The following is a 17766-nucleotide window of genomic DNA, read 5'->3' as shown; positions in this document are numbered from 1 at the left end:
TGTATCAGTGGGGTTCCGCGATGCCCTGCATCCAGACGATGCCGATGTGGAGCACGATCAGTCCCGTCACAACGAACGGGAGGACGAACACGTGGAGGATGTACATCCGCTGGAGCGTCGACTGGCTCAGGCTGAAGCCGCCGAAGATCAGCTGGGCGCCCCACTCGCCGACGACCGGGACGGCAAGCGCCATCTCGACGCCGATCTGGCCGGCCCAGAACGCCAGCTGGTTCCAGGGCAGCAGGTAGCCGGTGTAGCCGAAGCCGACGGTCAGCGCGAGCAGGACGACGCCGATCAGCCAGTTGACCTCCCGGGGCTCTTTGTAGGCGCCCGTGAAGTAGACCCGGATCATGTGGAGGAAGACGACGGCGGCCATCACCTGGGCCGACCACCGGTGGATGCTCCGGAGCATGAACCCGAAGTTCTGGTCCATCATGATCGTCGAGATCGTCGCGTACGCCGCGGGGGTCTCCCCGGCGGTCGCGGGCGCGTAGTAGAACCCGAGTAAGGCCCCGCTGATCGCCGCGACGAGATAGGCCAGTAAAGAAAACGAGCCCAGCGCGTAGAGGGGATACCAGTACCAGAACTTGTTGTCCAGGTTGTACTGTTCGGTGTGGCTCTTTGGCATCTGGAGGTTGATCTTGTAGTACATGTTCTCTAAGATCTCCAGATAGTCGACGAGCCGGAGGCGCCGGTCGAGCCAGACCAGCGTCGTCAGATACGTCTTCTCGATGACTGAGAGGTCGCGCTCGGCGAGCCAGGCGTTGTGATCGTGTTCGTCCTTCGGCTCTAAGCTCATTCGTCGTCGCCCTCCGGGCGCGGGAGCGCGATGAGTTGCTGTTCGGTGATATCGAAGGGGTTGTACACCGACTGGTGGCAGTTACAGTAGATCCTGTCGTCGCCGTTCCCGTAGTTGCCCGACTCGCCCAGGCGCTTGTAGCCGGGGACACAACAGAAGTGGGTACACTTGTTGAGGTAAGCGACACAGCCCTGCGGGCACGTTTCAGCGACCCATTCGTCGTCCTGGGCCATTTCCTCGATCCGGGTCGACCGGATGACGATGATGGGGATCGTGTTCTCGGCGGCGACGTTCTGGGAGCGCCAGGTCGCGGTGGCGGGCTTGCCCAGCCCGTCCTCGCCGATGCCGTTGCCCCAGTCCTCGTAGCCCTCGAGGTCCTCGATGTGGATCCGGTCGCCTCCGCTTACCTCCTCCATCCACGGGTAGTCCCCGGAGGCGGAGGTGTCGTACCGGAAGTAGGCGTCCTGGCCGTCGGCGTCGGGGGCGATCCCCGGGAACGTCTGGACGCCACAGTACTGGTACCACTCCGTCGAGTACTCCGTGCCGGCGATCTCGGTTCGGGAGACCTGGTACTCGGTGCTGCCTTGCTCGACGGTTTCGGGCTCGGGCCAGATGCCCTGGAGGTAGCCCTCGTCGTCGATCTCGATCGGGATCTGGGGGAGCCCGCGCGGGGCCGGCCCCATCTCCCGGACGGCGCCGCGGTAGTCCATTCTCCCGCCGCCGCCGCCGGAGGGAGTCGTCGCCATCGTCACGCTCGCGGCGCCGACGGTGAGTAGCCCCGAGAGCACGCCGCCGCCGACGACGCCCTTGACGAAGCGACGGCGATCGGATTCGACCGGATAGTTGTCGTCGTCTGCCATTGTTATCGTTTGTAGTATGGGTAAATCGCGCGTTTGACCGTGTCCCACGCGCCGGTTTCGTCGGCGAGGGTCCGTCCCTCGGCCTGGTCCTCGCGGATGTGGACGTCCTCCCACTTCCGGCGTCGTTTCTTGACGATCATCACGTCGGGGAGGAACTCCTTGCGATAGAGCATGAGGATGAATCCGAGATTGACGAAGATCGCGGCCAGCAGGAAGCCGAGGAACATGTTCCCGGTCCCTCCGGCCTGGGAGCCGATCGCCCACTGGTCCGCGAGCCCGTAGACGAACAGCGCGACGAAGATCATCTGGACGAAGGTGAGCAGGACGATCGCGATCGCGGCGACCGTGCTCTCGCGGGGGGGTTCGTAGCGGTGGATGTCGCCGTAGGTGCTTCCGGAGGAGGACATTTAGCGATCCCTCCCCGGACTGCTGGTGTTCGCCGACTCGCCGTACTTCAGCAGGTAGAACGTAAAGACCAGCGAGACGAACGTCGCGAGGAAACTCGCGACCCCGACGTACTGCTTCTGGATCGGGACGCCGAGGTCGTGGATGTCGACGTCGGCCTCGGCCTGCCCCCCGCCCGTGTCGGTGGTGACGGTGATGGTGCCGGTCATCCCCTGGGAGACGTGGGGCTCACAGATGTACTCGTAGTCGCCTTCCGTCTCGAACGTCGACGAAAAGGAAAAGTCGCCGCTCTCGAGGGAGGTGTGTCCCTCCCAGCCGGCGCCCTCGGGCTGGGAGTCGGGGACGACGTTGTGCTGGGCCTGGGTTCCCTGCCAGGCCCACTCGACGGTCGTCCCGGGCTCGATGGTGAGTTCGGCGGGTTCGAAGGCGTTGTCGACGACGTTGACCGTCTCCGTGGCGCCGCCTCCGCCACCGCCGCTTGCGTTGCCGCTTTGGTTTCCGCCGCCGCTCTCGTTGCCCCCGCCCTGCGTTTCGTTTCCGCCGCTCCCGCCTCCCGTCTCGTTACCGCCGCTCTCGTTGCCCCCGCTCCCGTCCTCCTGGGCCCCGACGGGCATCACGGCAGTCACGGCCGAGCCGGCACCGAGAACGCTGCCGACCGCTACCAGAGCCTCCCGTCTGTTCATACACGATGGGTTCAGGAACCTGTTCGCTTAAACCCTCCGGATGCACCTCCGGGAACCGGCTCCCGTTACCGGCCGACCGGGCCGTCATCCCGGGGTTTCGACCCCTCGTCCTCGCCGGAGAGGGCCGGCTCGCTCCCCTCGAACGCGTCGTCCTCGATCGGGAGGAAGTCGGGCCGGTCGGCCGAGGCCGCCCCGGTCGAGCGGAGCCGTCCCTTGTACTCCCGGAGGCGGAACTTCTCGGAGAGTCGGGCGTTCGCGACCATCAAGAAGAGGACGAGGCCGACGGCGGTGAAGCCCAGACCCACCACGAGCAGGACCATGTTGTCCCGGGCGCCGAGGATCGGCCAGGCAACTAAGGTTCCAAGCCCCACGAGCAGCTGGGTGGCCGCGAGCAACTGGAGCATCCAGTTGCCTACCTCGCTTCCCGAGTCCGGGATCGAGTCGGGGTCGGGCAGTCGCCAGTCCTCGGGCGGGTCGTCGACCTCGTAGTCGTCCATCGAACAGAGCGCGACCGTCGGCTTGACGTCCCGGACGATCGTCCCCCGACCCTCGACGCTTCCATCGGGGAAGACGATCGCGTAGTCGGTGTCCGAGTAGGCGACCAGCGCCCGCTCGCCCTCGACTTCGGCGTACTCCAGGGACGCGAAGACTTCCCGGCTGGCGATCCGGGACTTGAGTTCGCGTTCGACCCGCGCCAGAAGCTCCGTGCCGGTGATCCAGCTCTCGTCGTCGAAGGCGACGTCCCACTCCTCGGGGGTAATCTCGGCCATCTCCCGGGGGCCGAACGCCTCGAAGTCGTACTTCTCCTCGACGCGCTCGCGGAGGGCCTCGACGCTCTCTGCGTCCCCGTCGGCCCCGCTCCCCGGGGAGGGCTCGCCGGGCGCGTCCTCGGGCGGGGCTCGCTCGCCCGATCGGTCGGGGGCGTCTCCGGGATCCGCCATCGGTCGAACCCAGGGCCCGACGGCCAAAACCCTTTTCGACCCGGCCCCGGGCCCGGTTTCGGGCCCTTTATTCCGCGCGCGACCCCAGCGCCGACATGGACCAGGAGCTGGCGGTCGCGACGGTCGTCGCCGGCCTCGTCACCGCCAGCTTCCCCTTTTACCTCTACGGCGCCTGGATCATGATCGACACCGAGGTCGTCACCTGGGACGTCCTCGTCTACCACCTGAAGTTCATCGCGGTCGGCCTGGCGCTGACGACTCTCCCCGTGGTCGGCTGGATGGTCCCCCGCACGGCCGCCCAGATGGGCGGGCTGCTCGTCGTCCACGCCTTCTTCGGCCTCCAGGCGTACGCGATGCTCGCCGTCGCGCTCACCGGCATCGTCCGGATCTTCCAGGTCAAACGCGATCACGACCTCTACACCGACGGGGCGGCCGCGGACGTCGAGATCGACGACCTCCACGAGAACATGGCCGGCTGGCGCCGCCGGCTCCGGGTCGGCGTCTTCGGCTACGTCCTCCTCTGGCTGATCGCCTACCTCATCGGGATCGTCCGGTACCTCCTCCGGTACCAGATGTTCTGGTAGGGATCGACGTCCCGGCAGTGGGGGCGAGACTCGATCAGTCGGCCCGCGGGAGCGAGACGACGAAGACGGCACCCGTCGGCTCGTTGTCCTCGATCCGGACGTCGCCGCCGTACTGGTCGACCAGCGTTCGAACGAGATGGAGCCCGAGTCCCGACCCGGGACTCCCGAGACTCTTCTCGCCTTTCGCGAACACGACCTCCTTCTGTGCGTCCGGAATTCCGGGTCCGTCGTCGGCGATTCGGACCACGACGTCCTCCCGGCGCGCCTCACAGGAGACCTTGACGACGGGCGTCTCGCCGTCGTTGTGCTGGACGGCGTTGTTCAGGAGGTTCCTGAACAGCGAGCTGGCCATCCCGTTGACCGCGACCTCGACGTCCGGAACCGGGTCCTCGAGGACGAACTCCGCCTCCGGAAACGACTCCTCGCGAAGCGACAGCTCGGTGTCGAGGACCGAGGACAGCGGGGTCGGTTCGACGGCGAGGTCCCCGCGTTCGGTCACCGTCTCCACGAGGTCGCGGGCGGTCTCGGTGAGCTCGACGATGTGCTCCCCGCTGTCGAGGATCCGCTGGAGGTGCTCTTCGCCCTCCTCGTCGACGTGATCGGAGAGCAGTTCCGCCCACCCGAGCACGACCGCGATGTCGTTTCGGATGTCGTGGCGGACGACCCGGTTCAACAGCTCGAGTTCCTGCTCGCGGCGCTTCTGGTCGGTGATGTCCGTCGTGAGGCCGACGGCCTCGACGTCCCGTCCCTCCCCGACGAGGACCTGGCGCGTGAGCACCCACCGGAGCGAGCCGTCCGGTCGAACGACGCGGCCCTCGTAGGAGTTCTCGCGCGATCCGCCGGGCTCCATCTGCTCGCGAACGCGGTCCCGGTCGTCGGGATGGATGGTGTCGAGCAATCTCTCTACGTCGTCCTCGACTTCCTCCGACGGGATCCCCCAGATCCCCTCGAACCCGTCGCTGATGTAGTCGAACCGCCCGGGTTCGGTCGCCGTCCAGAGCGCGACGTCCTCGAGCTGGTCGAACAGGGCTCGGAAATCACGGCGCTGTCCGAGCGAGGAACGAGGCATAGCGGACCGTCCGGAGCGAGGCGTATAAATTTACGCTCCACGCCATGCGATCGTCGCCGACAGCGCCACAGGAAAACGGGGTCCCGACCGGTGCCGTCTAGCTGTTGAACGGCTCCTCGTCCCGGTGGTTGTCCGGGTTCTCGTGTTCCCGGGCGTCGTTTTCTCGCTCGTCGGATTCGTGTTCGATGTCCTGGCGCTTCCGTTCTTCCTCCTGTTTCCGCCGGGCCTCCATCTCCGCTTCGGTGAGCTCTTCGTCGTCGTCCTCGTCGGCCTCCTTCGCGAGTTCGACGTCGCGGCCGTGGTCGGTGTCGTCGTCGGTCATGGCAACCCGGTCGTACGGGCGCCGGAAGAAAAGGGGTTCGGCTTGCGCCCGACAGCCGGCCGGGCGGCCCGTCCGACGCGCTACCAGGGCTCGCCGGAGGCGAGGTCGACCGGGCTATCGCCCTTCTGGGAGGGACAGATGGCCGCGAGCACGCAGTCCCCACAGTCGGGGTTCCGTGCGGTACAGGTCGCCCGGCCGTGGTCGATACAGAGGTGGGTGAACTCCTGCCAGTCCTCGCGGGGAACGATCCCCACGAGGTCCTCTTCGATCCGCACGGGCGTGGGCTCCTCGGTCAGTCCGAGCCGCCGGGAGAGCCGTTGGACGTGGGTGTCGACCACGATTCCCTCGACGATGTCGTGGCCGTGCTGGAGGACGACGTTCGCGGTCTTGCGGCCGACCCCCGGGAGGTCGGTGAGTTCGGCCATCGTGTCGGGAACCTCGCCGTCGTGGTCGGCGACGAGGCGTTCGCCGATCCCCTGGAGATAGCCACCTTTGTTGTTGTGAAAGGTGATCCCGTAGATCGCGTCGGCGAGCTCTTCTTCTGTGGCGTTCGCGTACTCCGCGGGCGTCGAGTACGTCTCGAAGAGCTCCTCGGTCACCTCGTTCACGCGCTCGTCGGTACACTGCGCCGAGAGGACGACGGCGATAAGCAACTCGAGGCGATTCGAGTACCGAAGCGAGATCGTCGAATCGGGGTAGGTCTCCCGGAGCCGGTCGGTGACTTCCTCGACCTGGGCCTCGCGGGGCTCGAGGGGAGTTCCCATCGCCTCCGTCTTTCGGGAGCGGTCATTTGAGCGGTTCGGTTCGCACGGACGGGGGTCGGGAGTTTTAAGCGGGCGACACGCCCCTGTCGGGGTATGAAAGCGACGGCGGTGGCCCACCCGATCCAGGGACTCGTCAAGTACCACGGGATGCGAGACCCGGTCGAGCGGCTGCCCTACCACGACAGCATCAGCGTCTGTACGGCCCCGAGCCGGACGACGACGACCGTCGAGTTCGGGTCGAGCGACGAGGATCGCTTCATCGTCGACGGCGAGGAACTCGACGGACGCGGCAAAGAGCGCGTCGACGCCGTCGTCGAGAAAGTCCGCGATCGGGCGACGGCCGCCCACGCCGACGAACCGGTCCGGATCGAAAGCGAAAACAGCTTCCGGTCGAACGTCGGCCTCGGCTCGTCGTCGTCGGGCTTCGCCGCCGCCGCGACCGCCCTCGTTTCGGCTGCGGGCCTCGAGCTCACCCACCCGGAAATCTCGACCATCGCCCGCGTCGGCTCGGCGTCGGCCGCCCGGTCGGTCACCGGCGGCTTCTCGCTGCTCGAGGCGGGACTGAACGACGAGGACTGTCGGTCGCGCCATCTGGAGACCGACGTCGGCGATGATCTGACGATCATCGCGGGGCTGGTGCCCTACCACAAGGAGACCGAAGCGGCCCACGAGGAGGCAACCGAGAGCCACATGTTCGGGGCCAGGAACGCCCACATCCACGACCAGATGGTCGAGATGCGCGACGCGCTCCGGGAGGGAGACTTCGACCGGGTCTTCGAGACCGCCGAACACGACTCGCTGTCGCTGGCGGCGACGACGATGACCGGGCCCGCGGGCTGGGTCTACTGGCAGCCCCGGACCCTCGAAATCTTCACTCGCGTGCGAGAACTCCGCGAGGAGGGGATACCAGTGTACTTCTCGACGGACACGGGCGCGAGCGTCTACGTCAACACCCGCGAGGCGTATGCGGATCGGGTCGAGGAGGCCGTCGCCGACTGCGGCGTCGAGACAGCCCGCTGGGGGGTCGGCGGCCCCGCCCGGACGGTAGACGACCACCTGTTCTGACAGAGCCGGTTACAAGTCAGTGCGCCGTCGATCGCGATACGGTGGCGCGATCGAACGGTGAATCGTTGTAACCGACCCTGTGAGGCGACGCTTTTGGGACTGGGCGCCCAAGTTCTCGTATGCACGTCGCCGTCCTCGGCGCGGGCTACGCCGGCCTGACGCTGACGCGCCGGCTCGAGCGCGAGCTTTCCCCCGACGCCACCCTCACGCTGGTCGACGCCTCCCCGAACCACCTCGTCCAGCACGAGCTCCACCGGGTCATCCGCCGTCCTGAGCTCGCGCGCGGGATCACCGTCCCCCTCGCCGACGCGGTCGACGCGGATGTCCGGGTCGCACGCGTCGAGTCGGTCGATCCCGAGAACGGAGAGGTCGCCCTCTCGAGGGGAACCCTCTCCTACGACGTCGGCGCGGTCTGTCTGGGCGCCCGGACCGCCTTCTACGGCCTCGATGGCGTCCGCGAACACGCGATTCCCCTGAAACGGCTGGCCCACGCCGAACGGATCCGCCGGGAGTTCTTCCGGGCGACCGACCACGGGGACCCCCAGGTGGTCGTCGGCGGCGCCGGCCTCTCGGGGGTCCAGGTCGCGGGCGAACTCGCCGAACTCGCACGCGAGGAGGGCGTCGATCCCGAAATCGTCCTCGTCGAGCGCCTCGAGCGCGTCGCCCCCGGATTCCCGCCGGCGTTCTCCCGGGCAGTCCGGGAGGCCCTCGAACGGAAGGGCGTCGAGGTACGGGCCGGCGAGACGGTCCGGGGGGCCGACGCCGACCGGGTCGATCTGGCCTCCGGCGAACTCGCCTACGACGTGTTCGTCTGGACCGGCGGGATCCGAGGGGCCGACGCCCTCGGCGAGCGCCCGACGGTCCGCAGCGACCTCCGGCTGGCGCCCCGGACGTTCGGACTGGGCGACGCGGTCCGGGCCGTCGATGCCGACGGCGAGGCCGTCCCCGCGAGTGCCCAGAGCGCGGTCCGTGAGGCCCGGACCGTCGCCGAGAACGTCTCCCGACTGGTCGCCCACGACCGGGAGGGCGGGGAGTTCGAGCCCCGACTCGAGCCCTTTACGTTCGACTCGCCGGGCTGGCTGGTCAGCGTCGGCGACGACGCGGTCGCACAGGTCGGCTCCTCCGTGGTGACGGGGCGGGCGGCGACGGCCCTGAAGACGACCGTCGGCGTCGGCTACCTCTCATCGGTGGGTGCGGTCGGGAACGCGATCGACCTCGTCTCGCGGGAACTCGGGCGGCGACGGTGAGTCCGTTCGCTACTGGTGAGAGGCCGGACGGTGTCGCTCAGCACGGTTGAGTCGTCGTTACCTACAGGCGGTGAACTGAACAGTTACGGAAGAGTAGCGAGGAAGAAGGGCTTCATTCCGTCGTCGGTGGTTGGGTCCGGTACGTCCCATGCGTCTCGTACCTCGAACCCACAGGCCTGTAGGTCTTTCCGCGTCGCTTCGGGACCTGCCATTGACCAGCGCATCTCGACCCCACTGTCGAGCCAATCGGGATTTGATCCGGTCCACTCGACACCGCCCTCGGTGACCAGCAACGTCCCGCCGGGCCGGAGTACGCGTGCGAACTCTTCGAGGGCGGTTTGGTGCTCATCTACCGGAACGTGGATCAGCGAATAGATCGCGCTGACGGCATCGAACGAATCGCTGGCGAAAGGGAGTGTGGTCATGTCACCTTGAACGAGTCTTGCCGTAGCCCTTTGGCTAGCCAGTGATAACTGCCTGCGGGAAATATCGAGACCGACGCCGCTCTCTCCGACCATTCGTAATGTCGATCTGCCTGGTCCACAACCGGCGTCCAATAGTTCGTCTTCGGGCCCGAGTTCTTTCTGAAAGCGCTTTACTGGGTTAGGTAGTTCTGACGAGGATCCAGAAGTCACTACGTCCATGTAGTGTTCAGCCATCTCGTCATAGGCGTCCTTTACGTCCCGGCGTTCATCCATACACGAGTTGAAACCTGACGGCCACTTCAGTGTCCCCCTGACCGTTCTATGCACACCCCGTGTAACGCGAGATTCAGACGCCGCCCAACGAGACTATTCATGCCACCTGTGTACGGACGAGCGGCCGAAACGCCTCACGACCAGCGGTCGAGCCCGGTCTGGACGATGCTCTCCTCAAGCCGTTCGAAGCCGCGTTCGACCTCGCTCTCGGCGACGCCCCAGTCGGCGACGTACTCGCGTGCGGCCCCGACGTCGGGTTCGATCGTCGGGTCGAACGCGTAGTCGTCGGTCACGTTCGGGTCGCGAAACAGCGCGCGGATCCGGTCGCCGTGGGCGATCGAGTCGCCCCTGGCCTCGAGGACGCTCCAGAGGTCGCCGTGTTCGGCGATCGCCGAGAGGGCGGTCTTCGGGCCGATTCCCGATACTCCCTCGTTGAAGTCCGTCCCGATCAGGATCGCGGCGTCGATCAGCTGTTCGTGGGTGAGATCGTGAGTCGCCAGGGTCTCGTCTAAATCCATCAGCTCCGGATCGCCCGAACTCGTCAGCTGGCGGACGGTCAGCGGCGCGCCAAAGAGGAGGGCGTCGTAGTCCTCGCTGCCGACGTAGTCGGCGTCGCCTCGACGGGCGATGTGGGCCGCCTGGGCCTCGCCCTCTGCGGGGGCCTCGACGACCGGAACGTCGAGTCGGTCGAACAGCTCTCGGCTGGTCTCCTGGATCGTCGGCGTCAGGCGCTGGGTCCGCGATTCCAGTCGAGCGATCGCAACCGGGTCGCCCTCCTCGCGGGCGACCTCGAGGTCCTCTTCGTAGCTCTCGCGTTGGGCGCGCCTGGACTCGATCTCGTCGCTTTTGAGGTCGGAGGGGCCGCCGTCGAACACCATCACGGGAGTGATGTCGTGCTCGAAGAACTTCGGCAGTCCCTTGACGATCCCGATGAGGTTTGCGACCTCCTCGCCGTCGGCGGTCGTGTACGCCGACGTCGAGGTCCACTTGACCGTCGTCGTCAGATACCGGTAGAGCCAGTTGTGGGCGTCGACCGCGATCACCGAGCCCGACAGCTCCTCGATCGGGATCTCCTCGATGGCCGCGATCTCTCGGAGCGCTGCGTTTCCCATCGACGGACGTTGGAGCGAGCGGGATTTGATAGTTGCCCCATGTCTCCGACCCGACCGTCTTGTCCGCCCCGCGACTCCCGATTTCCCGGACCCCCTCGTCGACCGTCGGCGGCGACACTCACTCGATCCGCTCGGGCGGCCCCCGTTCGCCCTTCTCGGCGAGGAAACGCTCCTCGCCGTCGGTCAGCTCCCGCCCCTCGAACTCGGCGAGCCCCTCGCGGTAGCGCTCTTCGGGGTCGGCCCCGACCGCATCCGGGGGGTACTCGAGGACCAACTCGGCGATCCCAGTCGTCTCGCCCGTGTAGGCAAAGCCGGTCCGGTACAGCGCCTCGAAGGCGTAGGGGTTGTTGACCGCGATCCGGAGCCGGTCGTACCCCCGTTCGCGGGCGGCCTCGCGGACGCGCGAGAGGAGTTCGGGACCGATCCCCTCGCCGCGGCGGTCGTTCCGGACCGTGACGTAGCGGAGCCACAGGGTGCGGTCGTCGGTGCGGTCCTCGTTGAACGCGACGGCGGCAACTACCTCGCCGTCCTCGCGGGCGACGGCCTTGCCCGTGTTCGACATCACGAACTTGCCGGCGTAGCTAAAGCGCTCGTGGTCGAGCCGGAGCGTCGGCCCGTCGGGCGGCCAACCGAGGATCTCGTACTCCACGCGCCCGGCGATTGGGCCCCCGGACCCAAGGCTCCATCGACGCTCCGGCAAACCTTTTTCCAGTCATCCGTGGAACCCACGACCGATGACTCCGGTCCCGGTGGCCTCTTCGAGACGGATGTGGCGGCTTCGTACCTGGCGATCGAGGGCACGGCCGGAGGCGGAGGTAGCATGAACGTCCGTGGCACCCTCGAGCCCGACGAGGTCGAGACGTTCCTCGAGGAGACGACGGTCCCCGTCCGGCTCTCCTGTCGGACTCCCGGGGGGCGACTCTGGATGGTCTCGCTGTGGTTTCGCTTCCGGGAGGGAGTCCTCGAGTGTGCGACGTCGGCGGACGCCGACGTGGTCTCCTTTCTGGCGGCCGACTCCCACGTCGCCTTCGAGGTCTCGACGAACGACCCCCCATATCGCGGGGTCAGGGGCAACGGGACCGCGACGATCTCGCCCGACCCCGAAAAGGAGGTTCTCGGGGACCTCCTCGAGCGGTATCTCGGGACGACCGAGAGCGATCTGGCCGACCGACTGCTCGATCCCGACCGCCGGGAGGTACGGATCGAAATCGAGCCCGAGACGGTCGCCGGCTGGGACTACACCGACCGGATGGGCGGCGGGGCGTAGCCGCCGAGCGAGACCGGATAGCGGAGCTACCGGCTCGCGATGGCGTACTGGACGTGGACGAACTCCTCGAAGCTCATCGGCGCCCGGCGCTCGATCTTCTGTTGGACCTCCTTTCCCTCGCGGTCGATCTCGAGTTCGCTCGCGAGCGTATCGACGTCCAGGACCGCCGTCGTCATTCCCAGGAGGAGGTGTTCACACGCCATCTCGACTATCGTCTCCGCGTCGGGACTGCCGTCGTCTACCGCCTGGATCTCGGCGGCCTCCTCCAGAGAGAGGTCGGGAGAGTCCCCCGCCAGCAGCGCGTCGATCCGGTCGGCGTCGATTCCCGTCCGTGCGGCCGGCTCCTCGACGCGCTCGAGGATCGCCCGGAGCTCGTCGTCGTACTCCCGCCGGAGCGCCGCCGGGGTATCCGGAACCTGCATCCGTTGTTCGTAGAACACGGCGTCACGAACGGCCGGAGTTCGGAAAGGGGTTCCCATCCCCGCCGTCCGGACCGGTCGCCGCCGGATGTTTATAAGCCAGTCCGCAGACCGTGGGAACGCGTTACACGCCACGAGGGGGCGTCTGCTAACGGTTTTCACACTCCCGCCCACCGGTACACTTAAATGAGACGCGCCAGTAGTAACGGCCACCAGAACGCCACCGGCGTGGCGTGTATCGCTCGATGATCGATGACAGAACGCTTCCTCACGAGGTTCGACAGGTCACGAGCGCCAGCCACCGCCGGTGGGTGTATGGCACAGAGGTTTGACTAACACATGGTAGACGAATCGAAGAACGTAGAACTCACCGACGACGACATCGAGAACGACTCGAAAGGACAGCTCATCAAGAAGGCCGGACAGCTCCGGGACCGACGGAACGAGCTGAACCAGATGGCCTCCGAGCGCGCCTCCAAGCGCGACGACCTGAACGCGAAGACCAGAGAGAAGGTCGACGAGGCCCAGGAACACCGCGAGAAACGCGACGAACTCAACGAGCAGGTCCAGGAACACAAGGAGAGCCGGAACGAGCTCAACGCCGAGGCAAACGAGCTCTTCGACGAGGTCGAGGGGCTCAAGTCCGAGATGGAACTGGGCGAGGGCAAGGACCTAGAGGAGCTCGAAGAGGAGATCGAACAGCTCGAGTTCAAACAGCAGACCGAGGTCCTCTCGAGCGAGGAGGAACGCGAACTCATCGAGAAGATCGAGAGCAAGCGCGAGGAGTACGCCGACCGAAAGGAGAAACTCGAGGACAACGGCGACCTAGAGGAGCTCGTCGAGGAGGCCGAGGAGGTTCGCTCGGAGGCCTCCCAGCACCACCAGAAGGTGACCGAACTGGCCGACGAGGCCCAGGAACACCACAACCGGATGATCGAGGCCTATCGGGAGGCCGACGACGTCCGCGACGAGGCCGACGACATGCACGACTCGTTCGTCGAGGCCCAGGAGGCCGCCGACCGCCACCACGAGGACTTCGTCCGGGTCCAGAAACGGCTGCGGGAGATGGACAAACAGGAGGAAGAACAGCGCAAGTCCGCCCGCGACCAGAAGAAAGAGGAGGCCAAGGAGGAAGCCGAAGAGATCTACCAGAAGTTCAAGGACGGCGAGACCCTCGACACCGAGGACCTGATGAAGCTCCAGAAGACCGGACTGCTCTAAGGCGGTTCGTCACCGTGTGTCCCTTTTCGAGACGCGACCCGTGAGCCACGGCTGGAGGCTGGCGGGGCAGTGACGGGAGTCCGGGAGATCCGGCCCCCATCCTTTTGCACTCCGGGTCCGTCTGGTCGACCGTCATGTACCCGACCACGTGGAGAGAGCGGACCGGCCGGGGGCCGGCGCGTGAGTAGCGTCCGGTCGGCGGGCCGGATCACGGTGGTCGCGGCCGTCGCCGGCGCGGTCGCGCTCGCCGGGATCGTCCTCTTCTGGTGGCTCCCCGACTCGACCGTCGAACTAGCGGGGATCGTCCTCACGCTGGGTCTCGCCGTCGTCGGCGTGCGAGTCGGCGGCTCGATCGCCGACTCGGTGTTTCCCGGCTACGACGTCGCCGAGGTGGCGGTCGAGGGACCGATCACCCGCGACGGCGGCGGAGGCGGGCTTCCCTCCTCCCCGCGGGGGACCGGTGCCGACGAGGTCGTAAGCGAGATCGAACGCGCCGATGCCAGCAACGCCGAGGCGCTGATCGTGCGCCTGAACACGCCCGGCGGCCAGGTCGTCCCGAGCGAGGACATCCGGCTCGCCGCGGCGGAGTTCGACGGGCCGACGATAGCCTACGCGACGGACGTCTGTGCCAGCGGCGGCTACTGGATCGCGAGCGGCTGTGACGAGCTGTGGGCCCGCGAGGCCTCCATCGTCGGCTCGATCGGCGTCGTCGGCTCGCGGGTCAACGCGAGCGAACTCGCCGACAAGCTGGGGCTCTCCTACGAGGGCTTCACGGCGGGCGAGTACAAGGACGCCGGCGTCCCCCTGAAGGAAATGGATGATGACGAACGGGCCTATCTCCAGGGACTGATCGACGACTCCTACGCCCACTTCGTCGAGCGCGTCAGCGAGGGCCGGGGCCTGGATCCCGAGTTCGTCCGGGAGACCGAGGCCCGGGTCTACCTGGGCAGCGACGCCGTCGAGAACGGGCTCGTCGACGAGCTGGGGACCCGCGAGGCCGTCGAGGAGCGGGTCGCCGACCGCCTCGGCCGCGAGGATGTCGCAGTCGAGGAGTTCGAGCCCTCCCGCTCGCTCGTCGAGCGGATGGGAACCGGCGCCCGGGGGGTCGCCTACGCGTTCGGGGCCGGCCTCGCGGGGCTCGTCGACCGCGGCAGCAGCGGGTTCCGGTTTCGCCTCTAACGGCCGCGAGAACGCGGGACGGTGGCGTCGCCGCGAGCGGTGACCGGGCGGTCGGAGCGGTCGAGTACGTGGTTTTATCGTCGCGGGGAACCCACCGGGAGCCGTGACAACGCTCGTCGTCTGTCTGGATCGGACCGACGACGTCGGCCGCAAGACCGGGCTGCACTCGCCGGTCGTCGGCTGGGAGGCCGTCCGCGCGCTGGTGACCGACGTCGGCCTCGCCGATCCCGAGGACTCCGGGGTCAACTCCCTGCTCGAGACGCTCCGGGTCGCCCAGGGGCTGCGCGACGACGACGAGGAGACCGTCGTCGCCGTCGTCTCGGGCGACCGCGAGTCGATGGTCCGGGCGGATCGGGCGGTCGCCCGCCAGCTCGACGAGCTGATCGCCGACCACGACCCCGACTCGGCGGTCGTGGTCATCGACAGCGCCGAGGACGAGCGCCTGGTCCCGATCGTCGAGAGCCGGGTCCGGGTCGACAGCGTCGATCGCGTGGTCGTCCGCCAGGCCAGGGACATCGAGTCCACCTACTACCTCATGAAGCAGTTTCTGGCCGACGAGGAACTCCGCCAGACCGTTCTGGTTCCGATCGGACTCACCCTCCTCGTCTTCCCGATCCTCGCGATGGTCTTCGAGTTCTCCCCCGCGGAGGGCGCCGCGGCGATCACGACCGTCATCGGCCTCTTCCTGCTCTACAAGGGGTTCAGCGTCGACGACGTCCTCGGCGGGTTCGCCCGCCAGGCCCGCCGGTCGCTGTACAGCGGTCAGGTCTCCGTGGTGACCTACGTCGTCGCCGCCGGGCTCACCGCCGCCGGCCTCTTCGCGGGCGGGCTCGGCGTCTCGACGCTAGAGGACCCCCAGGGCTACTTCATCCCGGCGATGCGGTTTGCCTTCGACAGCGTCCCCTGGCTCGCCGCGGCCGCACTGACCGCCAGCGCCGGCCGACTGCTCGACGAGGCGATCGACGAGGAGCCGATCCGGGGATCGTACATCAACCTCCCCTTCGTCGTCGTCGCCGTCGGCCTCGTCGTCCGGGGGTTCTCGGCGTACTTCCTCGAACAGGCCGACCTCATCGGACCCCTGACCGTGAGCGCCGCCGACCTGGGCGTGCTTTCCGTCGAGAGCTTCGCGGTCGGCGGCGGCAACCGCCTCGCGGTGTTCGTCGTGGGCGGGGTCCTCCTGAGCCTCGTGGGGGTGAAAGTCGCCTCCGCGCTCCGCGGGGTCGACCCTTCAATCGAGGAGCCCGAGATCGCCGACGGCGGCTCGGATTCGGACTCCCATCGGCAGTGAGCGCTCGCGAACCCGCCACGCCTTTGTCCGCGCCGCCCCGAGACGACGCATGGACGGGATCGGGACCGAGGACGACGCGGGTAGCGATGCAGGCGACGACCGGACCGACGGAGGCGCGTGGGTCGGGCTCTTCTCGGGCGGGAAGGACTCCTCGTGGGCGGTGTATCGGGCCATGAAGCGCGGTCTCCCCCTCTCCCGGCTGGTGACGGTCCACCCCGCGGGCGACTCCTACATGTACCACGTCCCGGCGACCGAACTCGCTTCCCTCGCCGCCGAGAGCATCGGGATCCCCCTCGTCGAGGTCTCGCCCGACGACTTCCACGCGGAGGAGGCGACGGATTCGGGCCGCCAGGGCGACGCCGAGCTCGAGCCCCTCGAGGTGGCTCTCGCCGACGTAGACGACGAACTCGAGGGCGGGCTCGCGGGCGTCACCGCCGGCGCCGTCGAAAGCGAGTACCAGACGAGCCGGATCGAGGCGATGTGCGAGCGCCTCGATTGCGAGCTGTACGCGCCGCTGTGGCGCGAAGAGCCCCGGGAGCTCGCCGAGGCGATGCTCGAGGTGGGGTTCGAGATCGTGATCGTCCAGGTCGCCGCCGAAGGCCTCGATGAATCCTGGCTCGGGCGCCGGCTCGACCGCGACGCCCTCGCCGAACTGGAGGCCCTCAGCGAGGAGTACGGCGTCCATCTGCTCGGCGAGGGCGGCGAGTTCGAGACGCTCGTCGTCGATGGCCCCCACATGGACCGCCGGATCGAGCTCTCGTCCGAACCGGTTTGGGAGGGCACCCGGGGACGGCTTCGGGTGACCGACGCGTCCCTAGAGTAGTTAGCCGTCGCCGTTCGTGATCCTCGTGTGGGCGCCGATCAGCGCGCCCGCGAGGTCCAGCCCCTCGAGTACGGTGCCCTCGTCGATGATCGACCGGCGGACGTCGGCGTCCCGGATCGTCGCCTCGGGGAAGACGAGCGAGCCCTCGAGGTGGCTCCCCTCGACGGTCGCACCGTCCATCACGTGGACGTCCGCCCCGATCGTCGAGTCCTCGACGCGTGCGGTGTCGGCGACGATCGACTCCCCCTCCAACTGCCAGCGGACGGCCTCGAGGTAGCTCTCTGGGGTGCCGATGTCGAACCAGGCGCCCTCGAAGGTAAAGGCGTAGGTCGGCTCCCGGTCGACGAGCCACTGGACGAACCAGCCGGGCTCGTCGGGGTTGTTGTCGCCGGCGAGGTACTCCGAGAGCAGCGACACCGACTCCCGGGGAAAGGCGTAGCAGGCGATCGAGACGAGCGTGCTCGCCGGGTTGTCGGGCTTCTCCTGGAAATCGACGACCCGGTCGCCCTCCAGCTCGACGAGCCCGTAGGATTTGGCCTTCTCTACGGAACCGACGTCGTAGGCGGCGATCGTCGGCCCACCGCTCTCCTCGAAGAAGTCGAGGAAGTCGCCGACCGCGAAGCTCATCAGGTTGTCGCCCGCGATCACGAGCAGGTCGTCGTCGACGCCCTCGCGGGAGACGAGTTGTGCGAGGGCGCCGACGACGCCGAACTTCTCGTCTTCGGCGCTCGTGTCCTCGACCGACAGAGTGGGTTTCTCGAACTCGCTTTCGGCGAGGTGGTCCTCGAAGCTCTCCGCGAACCGCTCGTTCGTGGAGACGAACACCTCGGAGATCCGGTCGTCGCCCTCCAACTCCTCGAAGATCCGGTCGATGACCGTCGAGTCGCCGATCGGGAGGAACATCTTGGGCCGATCCTTCGTGATCGGCCACAGCCTGGTCGCGTACCCGCCCGCGAGGACGACGGCCTTCATACACGCACCTCGCCCTCGGGCCGTAAGTCGTTTCGCCATGTCGTCTCG

21 protein-coding genes are annotated in these 17766 nt (G+C 67.5%); 8 read left to right on the top strand and 13 right to left on the bottom strand.

Annotation, left to right across the window (positions count from 1 at the left end; translation table 11 throughout):
* Positions 1–4: 4 nt before the first annotated feature.
* The 5 genes from LCF40_RS01165 to LCF40_RS01145 all read right to left on the bottom strand — a co-directional run bounded on the left by LCF40_RS01165 (position 5) and on the right by LCF40_RS01145 (position 3688).
* Positions 5–799: a cytochrome b gene (locus tag LCF40_RS01165; RefSeq protein ID WP_114578032.1), complete on the bottom strand. Its 795-nt coding sequence runs from the start codon at positions 797–799 to the stop codon at positions 5–7.
* Positions 796–1659 (bottom strand): Rieske 2Fe-2S domain-containing protein, encoded by an 864-nt coding sequence (locus tag LCF40_RS01160; RefSeq protein WP_114578033.1) that lies wholly within the window; start codon positions 1657–1659, stop codon positions 796–798. Before LCF40_RS01160 ends, LCF40_RS01165 begins: the two co-directional genes overlap by 4 nt.
* Before the next feature lie 2 nt (positions 1660–1661).
* Positions 1662–2066 carry a DUF7318 family protein gene (locus LCF40_RS01155; protein WP_114578034.1) on the bottom strand — a complete coding sequence of 135 codons (405 nt, stop codon included), beginning with the start codon at positions 2064–2066 and terminating at the stop codon, positions 1662–1664.
* Entirely contained in the window at positions 2067–2747 is a 681-nt protein-coding gene (locus LCF40_RS01150) for a plastocyanin/azurin family copper-binding protein (protein ID WP_224827044.1), read from the bottom strand.
* 65 nt (positions 2748–2812) lie between these two features.
* Positions 2813–3688, bottom strand: coding sequence for a DUF7319 domain-containing protein (locus LCF40_RS01145; protein ID WP_224827043.1), 876 nt, complete (start codon positions 3686–3688; stop codon positions 2813–2815).
* 95 nt (positions 3689–3783) lie between these two features.
* On the opposite strand from LCF40_RS01145, the gene LCF40_RS01140 reads away from it, so the two are divergent.
* Positions 3784–4272 carry a DUF7321 family protein gene (locus LCF40_RS01140; protein WP_224827042.1) on the top strand — a complete coding sequence of 163 codons (489 nt, stop codon included), beginning with the start codon at positions 3784–3786 and terminating at the stop codon, positions 4270–4272.
* A 34-nt stretch (positions 4273–4306) separates the two neighbouring features.
* On the opposite strand, the gene LCF40_RS01135 is transcribed toward LCF40_RS01140, so the two are convergent.
* The 3 genes from LCF40_RS01135 to nth form a co-directional block, all read right to left on the bottom strand.
* A complete protein-coding gene (locus LCF40_RS01135) occupies positions 4307–5341 on the bottom strand; it encodes a PAS domain-containing sensor histidine kinase (RefSeq protein ID WP_224827041.1) in 1035 nt (344 codons plus the stop codon).
* 97 nt (positions 5342–5438) lie between these two features.
* Positions 5439–5663, bottom strand: a complete 225-nt coding sequence (locus tag LCF40_RS01130) for a hypothetical protein (protein WP_224827040.1) — start codon at positions 5661–5663, stop codon at positions 5439–5441.
* A gap of 80 nt (positions 5664–5743) precedes the next feature.
* Positions 5744–6427 carry an endonuclease III gene (gene nth / locus LCF40_RS01125; protein WP_224827039.1) on the bottom strand — a complete coding sequence of 228 codons (684 nt, stop codon included), beginning with the start codon at positions 6425–6427 and terminating at the stop codon, positions 5744–5746.
* Between the two features lie 93 nt (positions 6428–6520).
* Here nth and mvaD point away from each other — a divergent pair, with 93 nt between their 5' ends.
* Entirely contained in the window at positions 6521–7492 is a 972-nt protein-coding gene (mvaD, locus tag LCF40_RS01120) for a phosphomevalonate decarboxylase MvaD (RefSeq protein WP_224827038.1), read from the top strand.
* A gap of 119 nt (positions 7493–7611) precedes the next feature.
* A complete protein-coding gene (locus tag LCF40_RS01115; protein WP_224827037.1) occupies positions 7612–8739 on the top strand; it encodes an NAD(P)/FAD-dependent oxidoreductase in 1128 nt (375 codons plus the stop codon).
* Positions 8740–8822: 83 nt separating this feature from the next.
* Here the strand turns inward: LCF40_RS01115 and LCF40_RS01110 are convergent, their stop codons facing one another.
* From LCF40_RS01110 to LCF40_RS01100, 3 genes are all read right to left on the bottom strand, one after another.
* A complete protein-coding gene (locus tag LCF40_RS01110; RefSeq protein ID WP_224827036.1) occupies positions 8823–9437 on the bottom strand; it encodes a class I SAM-dependent methyltransferase in 615 nt (204 codons plus the stop codon).
* Positions 9438–9571: 134 nt separating this feature from the next.
* Positions 9572–10549: a flap endonuclease-1 gene (gene fen / locus LCF40_RS01105; RefSeq protein WP_224827035.1), complete on the bottom strand. Its 978-nt coding sequence runs from the start codon at positions 10547–10549 to the stop codon at positions 9572–9574.
* A gap of 118 nt (positions 10550–10667) precedes the next feature.
* On the bottom strand, positions 10668–11198 hold the full coding sequence (locus LCF40_RS01100; protein ID WP_224827034.1) for a GNAT family N-acetyltransferase: 531 nt from the start codon (positions 11196–11198) through the stop codon (positions 10668–10670).
* Positions 11199–11369: 171 nt separating this feature from the next.
* On the opposite strand from LCF40_RS01100, the gene LCF40_RS01095 reads away from it, so the two are divergent.
* Complete coding sequence (locus tag LCF40_RS01095; RefSeq protein ID WP_224827568.1) at positions 11370–11816, top strand: pyridoxamine 5'-phosphate oxidase family protein; 447 nt, start codon at positions 11370–11372, stop codon at positions 11814–11816.
* Between the two features lie 26 nt (positions 11817–11842).
* On the opposite strand, the gene LCF40_RS01090 is transcribed toward LCF40_RS01095, so the two are convergent.
* Entirely contained in the window at positions 11843–12256 is a 414-nt protein-coding gene (locus LCF40_RS01090; RefSeq protein WP_114578044.1) for a DUF5791 family protein, read from the bottom strand.
* Positions 12257–12574: 318 nt separating this feature from the next.
* Here LCF40_RS01090 and LCF40_RS01085 point away from each other — a divergent pair, with 318 nt between their 5' ends.
* From LCF40_RS01085 to LCF40_RS01070, 4 genes are all read left to right on the top strand, one after another.
* On the top strand, positions 12575–13456 hold the full coding sequence (locus LCF40_RS01085; protein ID WP_114578045.1) for a coiled-coil protein: 882 nt from the start codon (positions 12575–12577) through the stop codon (positions 13454–13456).
* Positions 13457–13636: 180 nt separating this feature from the next.
* Positions 13637–14635 (top strand): signal peptide peptidase SppA, encoded by a 999-nt coding sequence (gene sppA / locus LCF40_RS01080; RefSeq protein WP_224827033.1) that lies wholly within the window; start codon positions 13637–13639, stop codon positions 14633–14635.
* Positions 14636–14738: 103 nt separating this feature from the next.
* The gene (locus LCF40_RS01075; RefSeq protein WP_114578047.1) at positions 14739–15923 is read left to right on the top strand and encodes a DUF373 family protein; all 1185 of its coding nucleotides are present in this window, start codon (positions 14739–14741) and stop codon (positions 15921–15923) included.
* A gap of 49 nt (positions 15924–15972) precedes the next feature.
* Entirely contained in the window at positions 15973–16746 is a 774-nt protein-coding gene (locus LCF40_RS01070) for a diphthine--ammonia ligase (protein ID WP_224827032.1), read from the top strand.
* Here the strand turns inward: LCF40_RS01070 and LCF40_RS01065 are convergent, their stop codons facing one another.
* The gene (locus tag LCF40_RS01065) at positions 16747–17718 is read right to left on the bottom strand and encodes a nucleotidyltransferase family protein (RefSeq protein WP_224827031.1); all 972 of its coding nucleotides are present in this window, start codon (positions 17716–17718) and stop codon (positions 16747–16749) included.
* Positions 17719–17766 lie beyond the last annotated feature (48 nt).

The sequence above is a fragment of the Saliphagus infecundisoli genome (genome assembly GCF_020177375.1).
In the GTDB taxonomy this organism is placed as follows: domain Archaea; phylum Halobacteriota; class Halobacteria; order Halobacteriales; family Natrialbaceae; genus Saliphagus; species Saliphagus infecundisoli.
The sequence above is the reverse complement of the archived record's forward strand: the minus strand, read 5'-3'. Positions and strand labels throughout refer to the sequence as shown.

What these genes read in the sequence shown, in the direction of transcription:
- LCF40_RS01165 (WP_114578032.1), bottom strand. Translation starts at nt 799, where the DNA reads ATGAGCTTAGAGCCGAAGGACGAACACGATCACAACGCCTGGCTCGCC.
- LCF40_RS01160 (WP_114578033.1), bottom strand. Translation starts at nt 1,659, where the DNA reads ATGGCAGACGACGACAACTATCCGGTCGAATCCGATCGCCGTCGCTTC.
- LCF40_RS01155 (WP_114578034.1), bottom strand. Translation starts at nt 2,066, where the DNA reads ATGTCCTCCTCCGGAAGCACCTACGGCGACATCCACCGCTACGAACCC.
- LCF40_RS01150 (WP_224827044.1), bottom strand. Translation starts at nt 2,747, where the DNA reads ATGAACAGACGGGAGGCTCTGGTAGCGGTCGGCAGCGTTCTCGGTGCC.
- LCF40_RS01145 (WP_224827043.1), bottom strand. Translation starts at nt 3,688, where the DNA reads ATGGCGGATCCCGGAGACGCCCCCGACCGATCGGGCGAGCGAGCCCCG.
- LCF40_RS01140 (WP_224827042.1), top strand. Translation starts at nt 3,784, where the DNA reads ATGGACCAGGAGCTGGCGGTCGCGACGGTCGTCGCCGGCCTCGTCACC.
- LCF40_RS01135 (WP_224827041.1), bottom strand. Translation starts at nt 5,341, where the DNA reads ATGCCTCGTTCCTCGCTCGGACAGCGCCGTGATTTCCGAGCCCTGTTC.
- LCF40_RS01130 (WP_224827040.1), bottom strand. Translation starts at nt 5,663, where the DNA reads ATGACCGACGACGACACCGACCACGGCCGCGACGTCGAACTCGCGAAG.
- nth (WP_224827039.1), bottom strand. Translation starts at nt 6,427, where the DNA reads ATGGGAACTCCCCTCGAGCCCCGCGAGGCCCAGGTCGAGGAAGTCACC.
- mvaD (WP_224827038.1), top strand. Translation starts at nt 6,521, where the DNA reads ATGAAAGCGACGGCGGTGGCCCACCCGATCCAGGGACTCGTCAAGTAC.
- LCF40_RS01115 (WP_224827037.1), top strand. Translation starts at nt 7,612, where the DNA reads ATGCACGTCGCCGTCCTCGGCGCGGGCTACGCCGGCCTGACGCTGACG.
- LCF40_RS01110 (WP_224827036.1), bottom strand. Translation starts at nt 9,437, where the DNA reads ATGGATGAACGCCGGGACGTAAAGGACGCCTATGACGAGATGGCTGAA.
- fen (WP_224827035.1), bottom strand. Translation starts at nt 10,549, where the DNA reads ATGGGAAACGCAGCGCTCCGAGAGATCGCGGCCATCGAGGAGATCCCG.
- LCF40_RS01095 (WP_224827568.1), top strand. Translation starts at nt 11,370, where the DNA reads ATGAACGTCCGTGGCACCCTCGAGCCCGACGAGGTCGAGACGTTCCTC.
- LCF40_RS01085 (WP_114578045.1), top strand. Translation starts at nt 12,575, where the DNA reads ATGGTAGACGAATCGAAGAACGTAGAACTCACCGACGACGACATCGAG.
- LCF40_RS01070 (WP_224827032.1), top strand. Translation starts at nt 15,973, where the DNA reads ATGGACGGGATCGGGACCGAGGACGACGCGGGTAGCGATGCAGGCGAC.
- LCF40_RS01065 (WP_224827031.1), bottom strand. Translation starts at nt 17,718, where the DNA reads ATGAAGGCCGTCGTCCTCGCGGGCGGGTACGCGACCAGGCTGTGGCCG.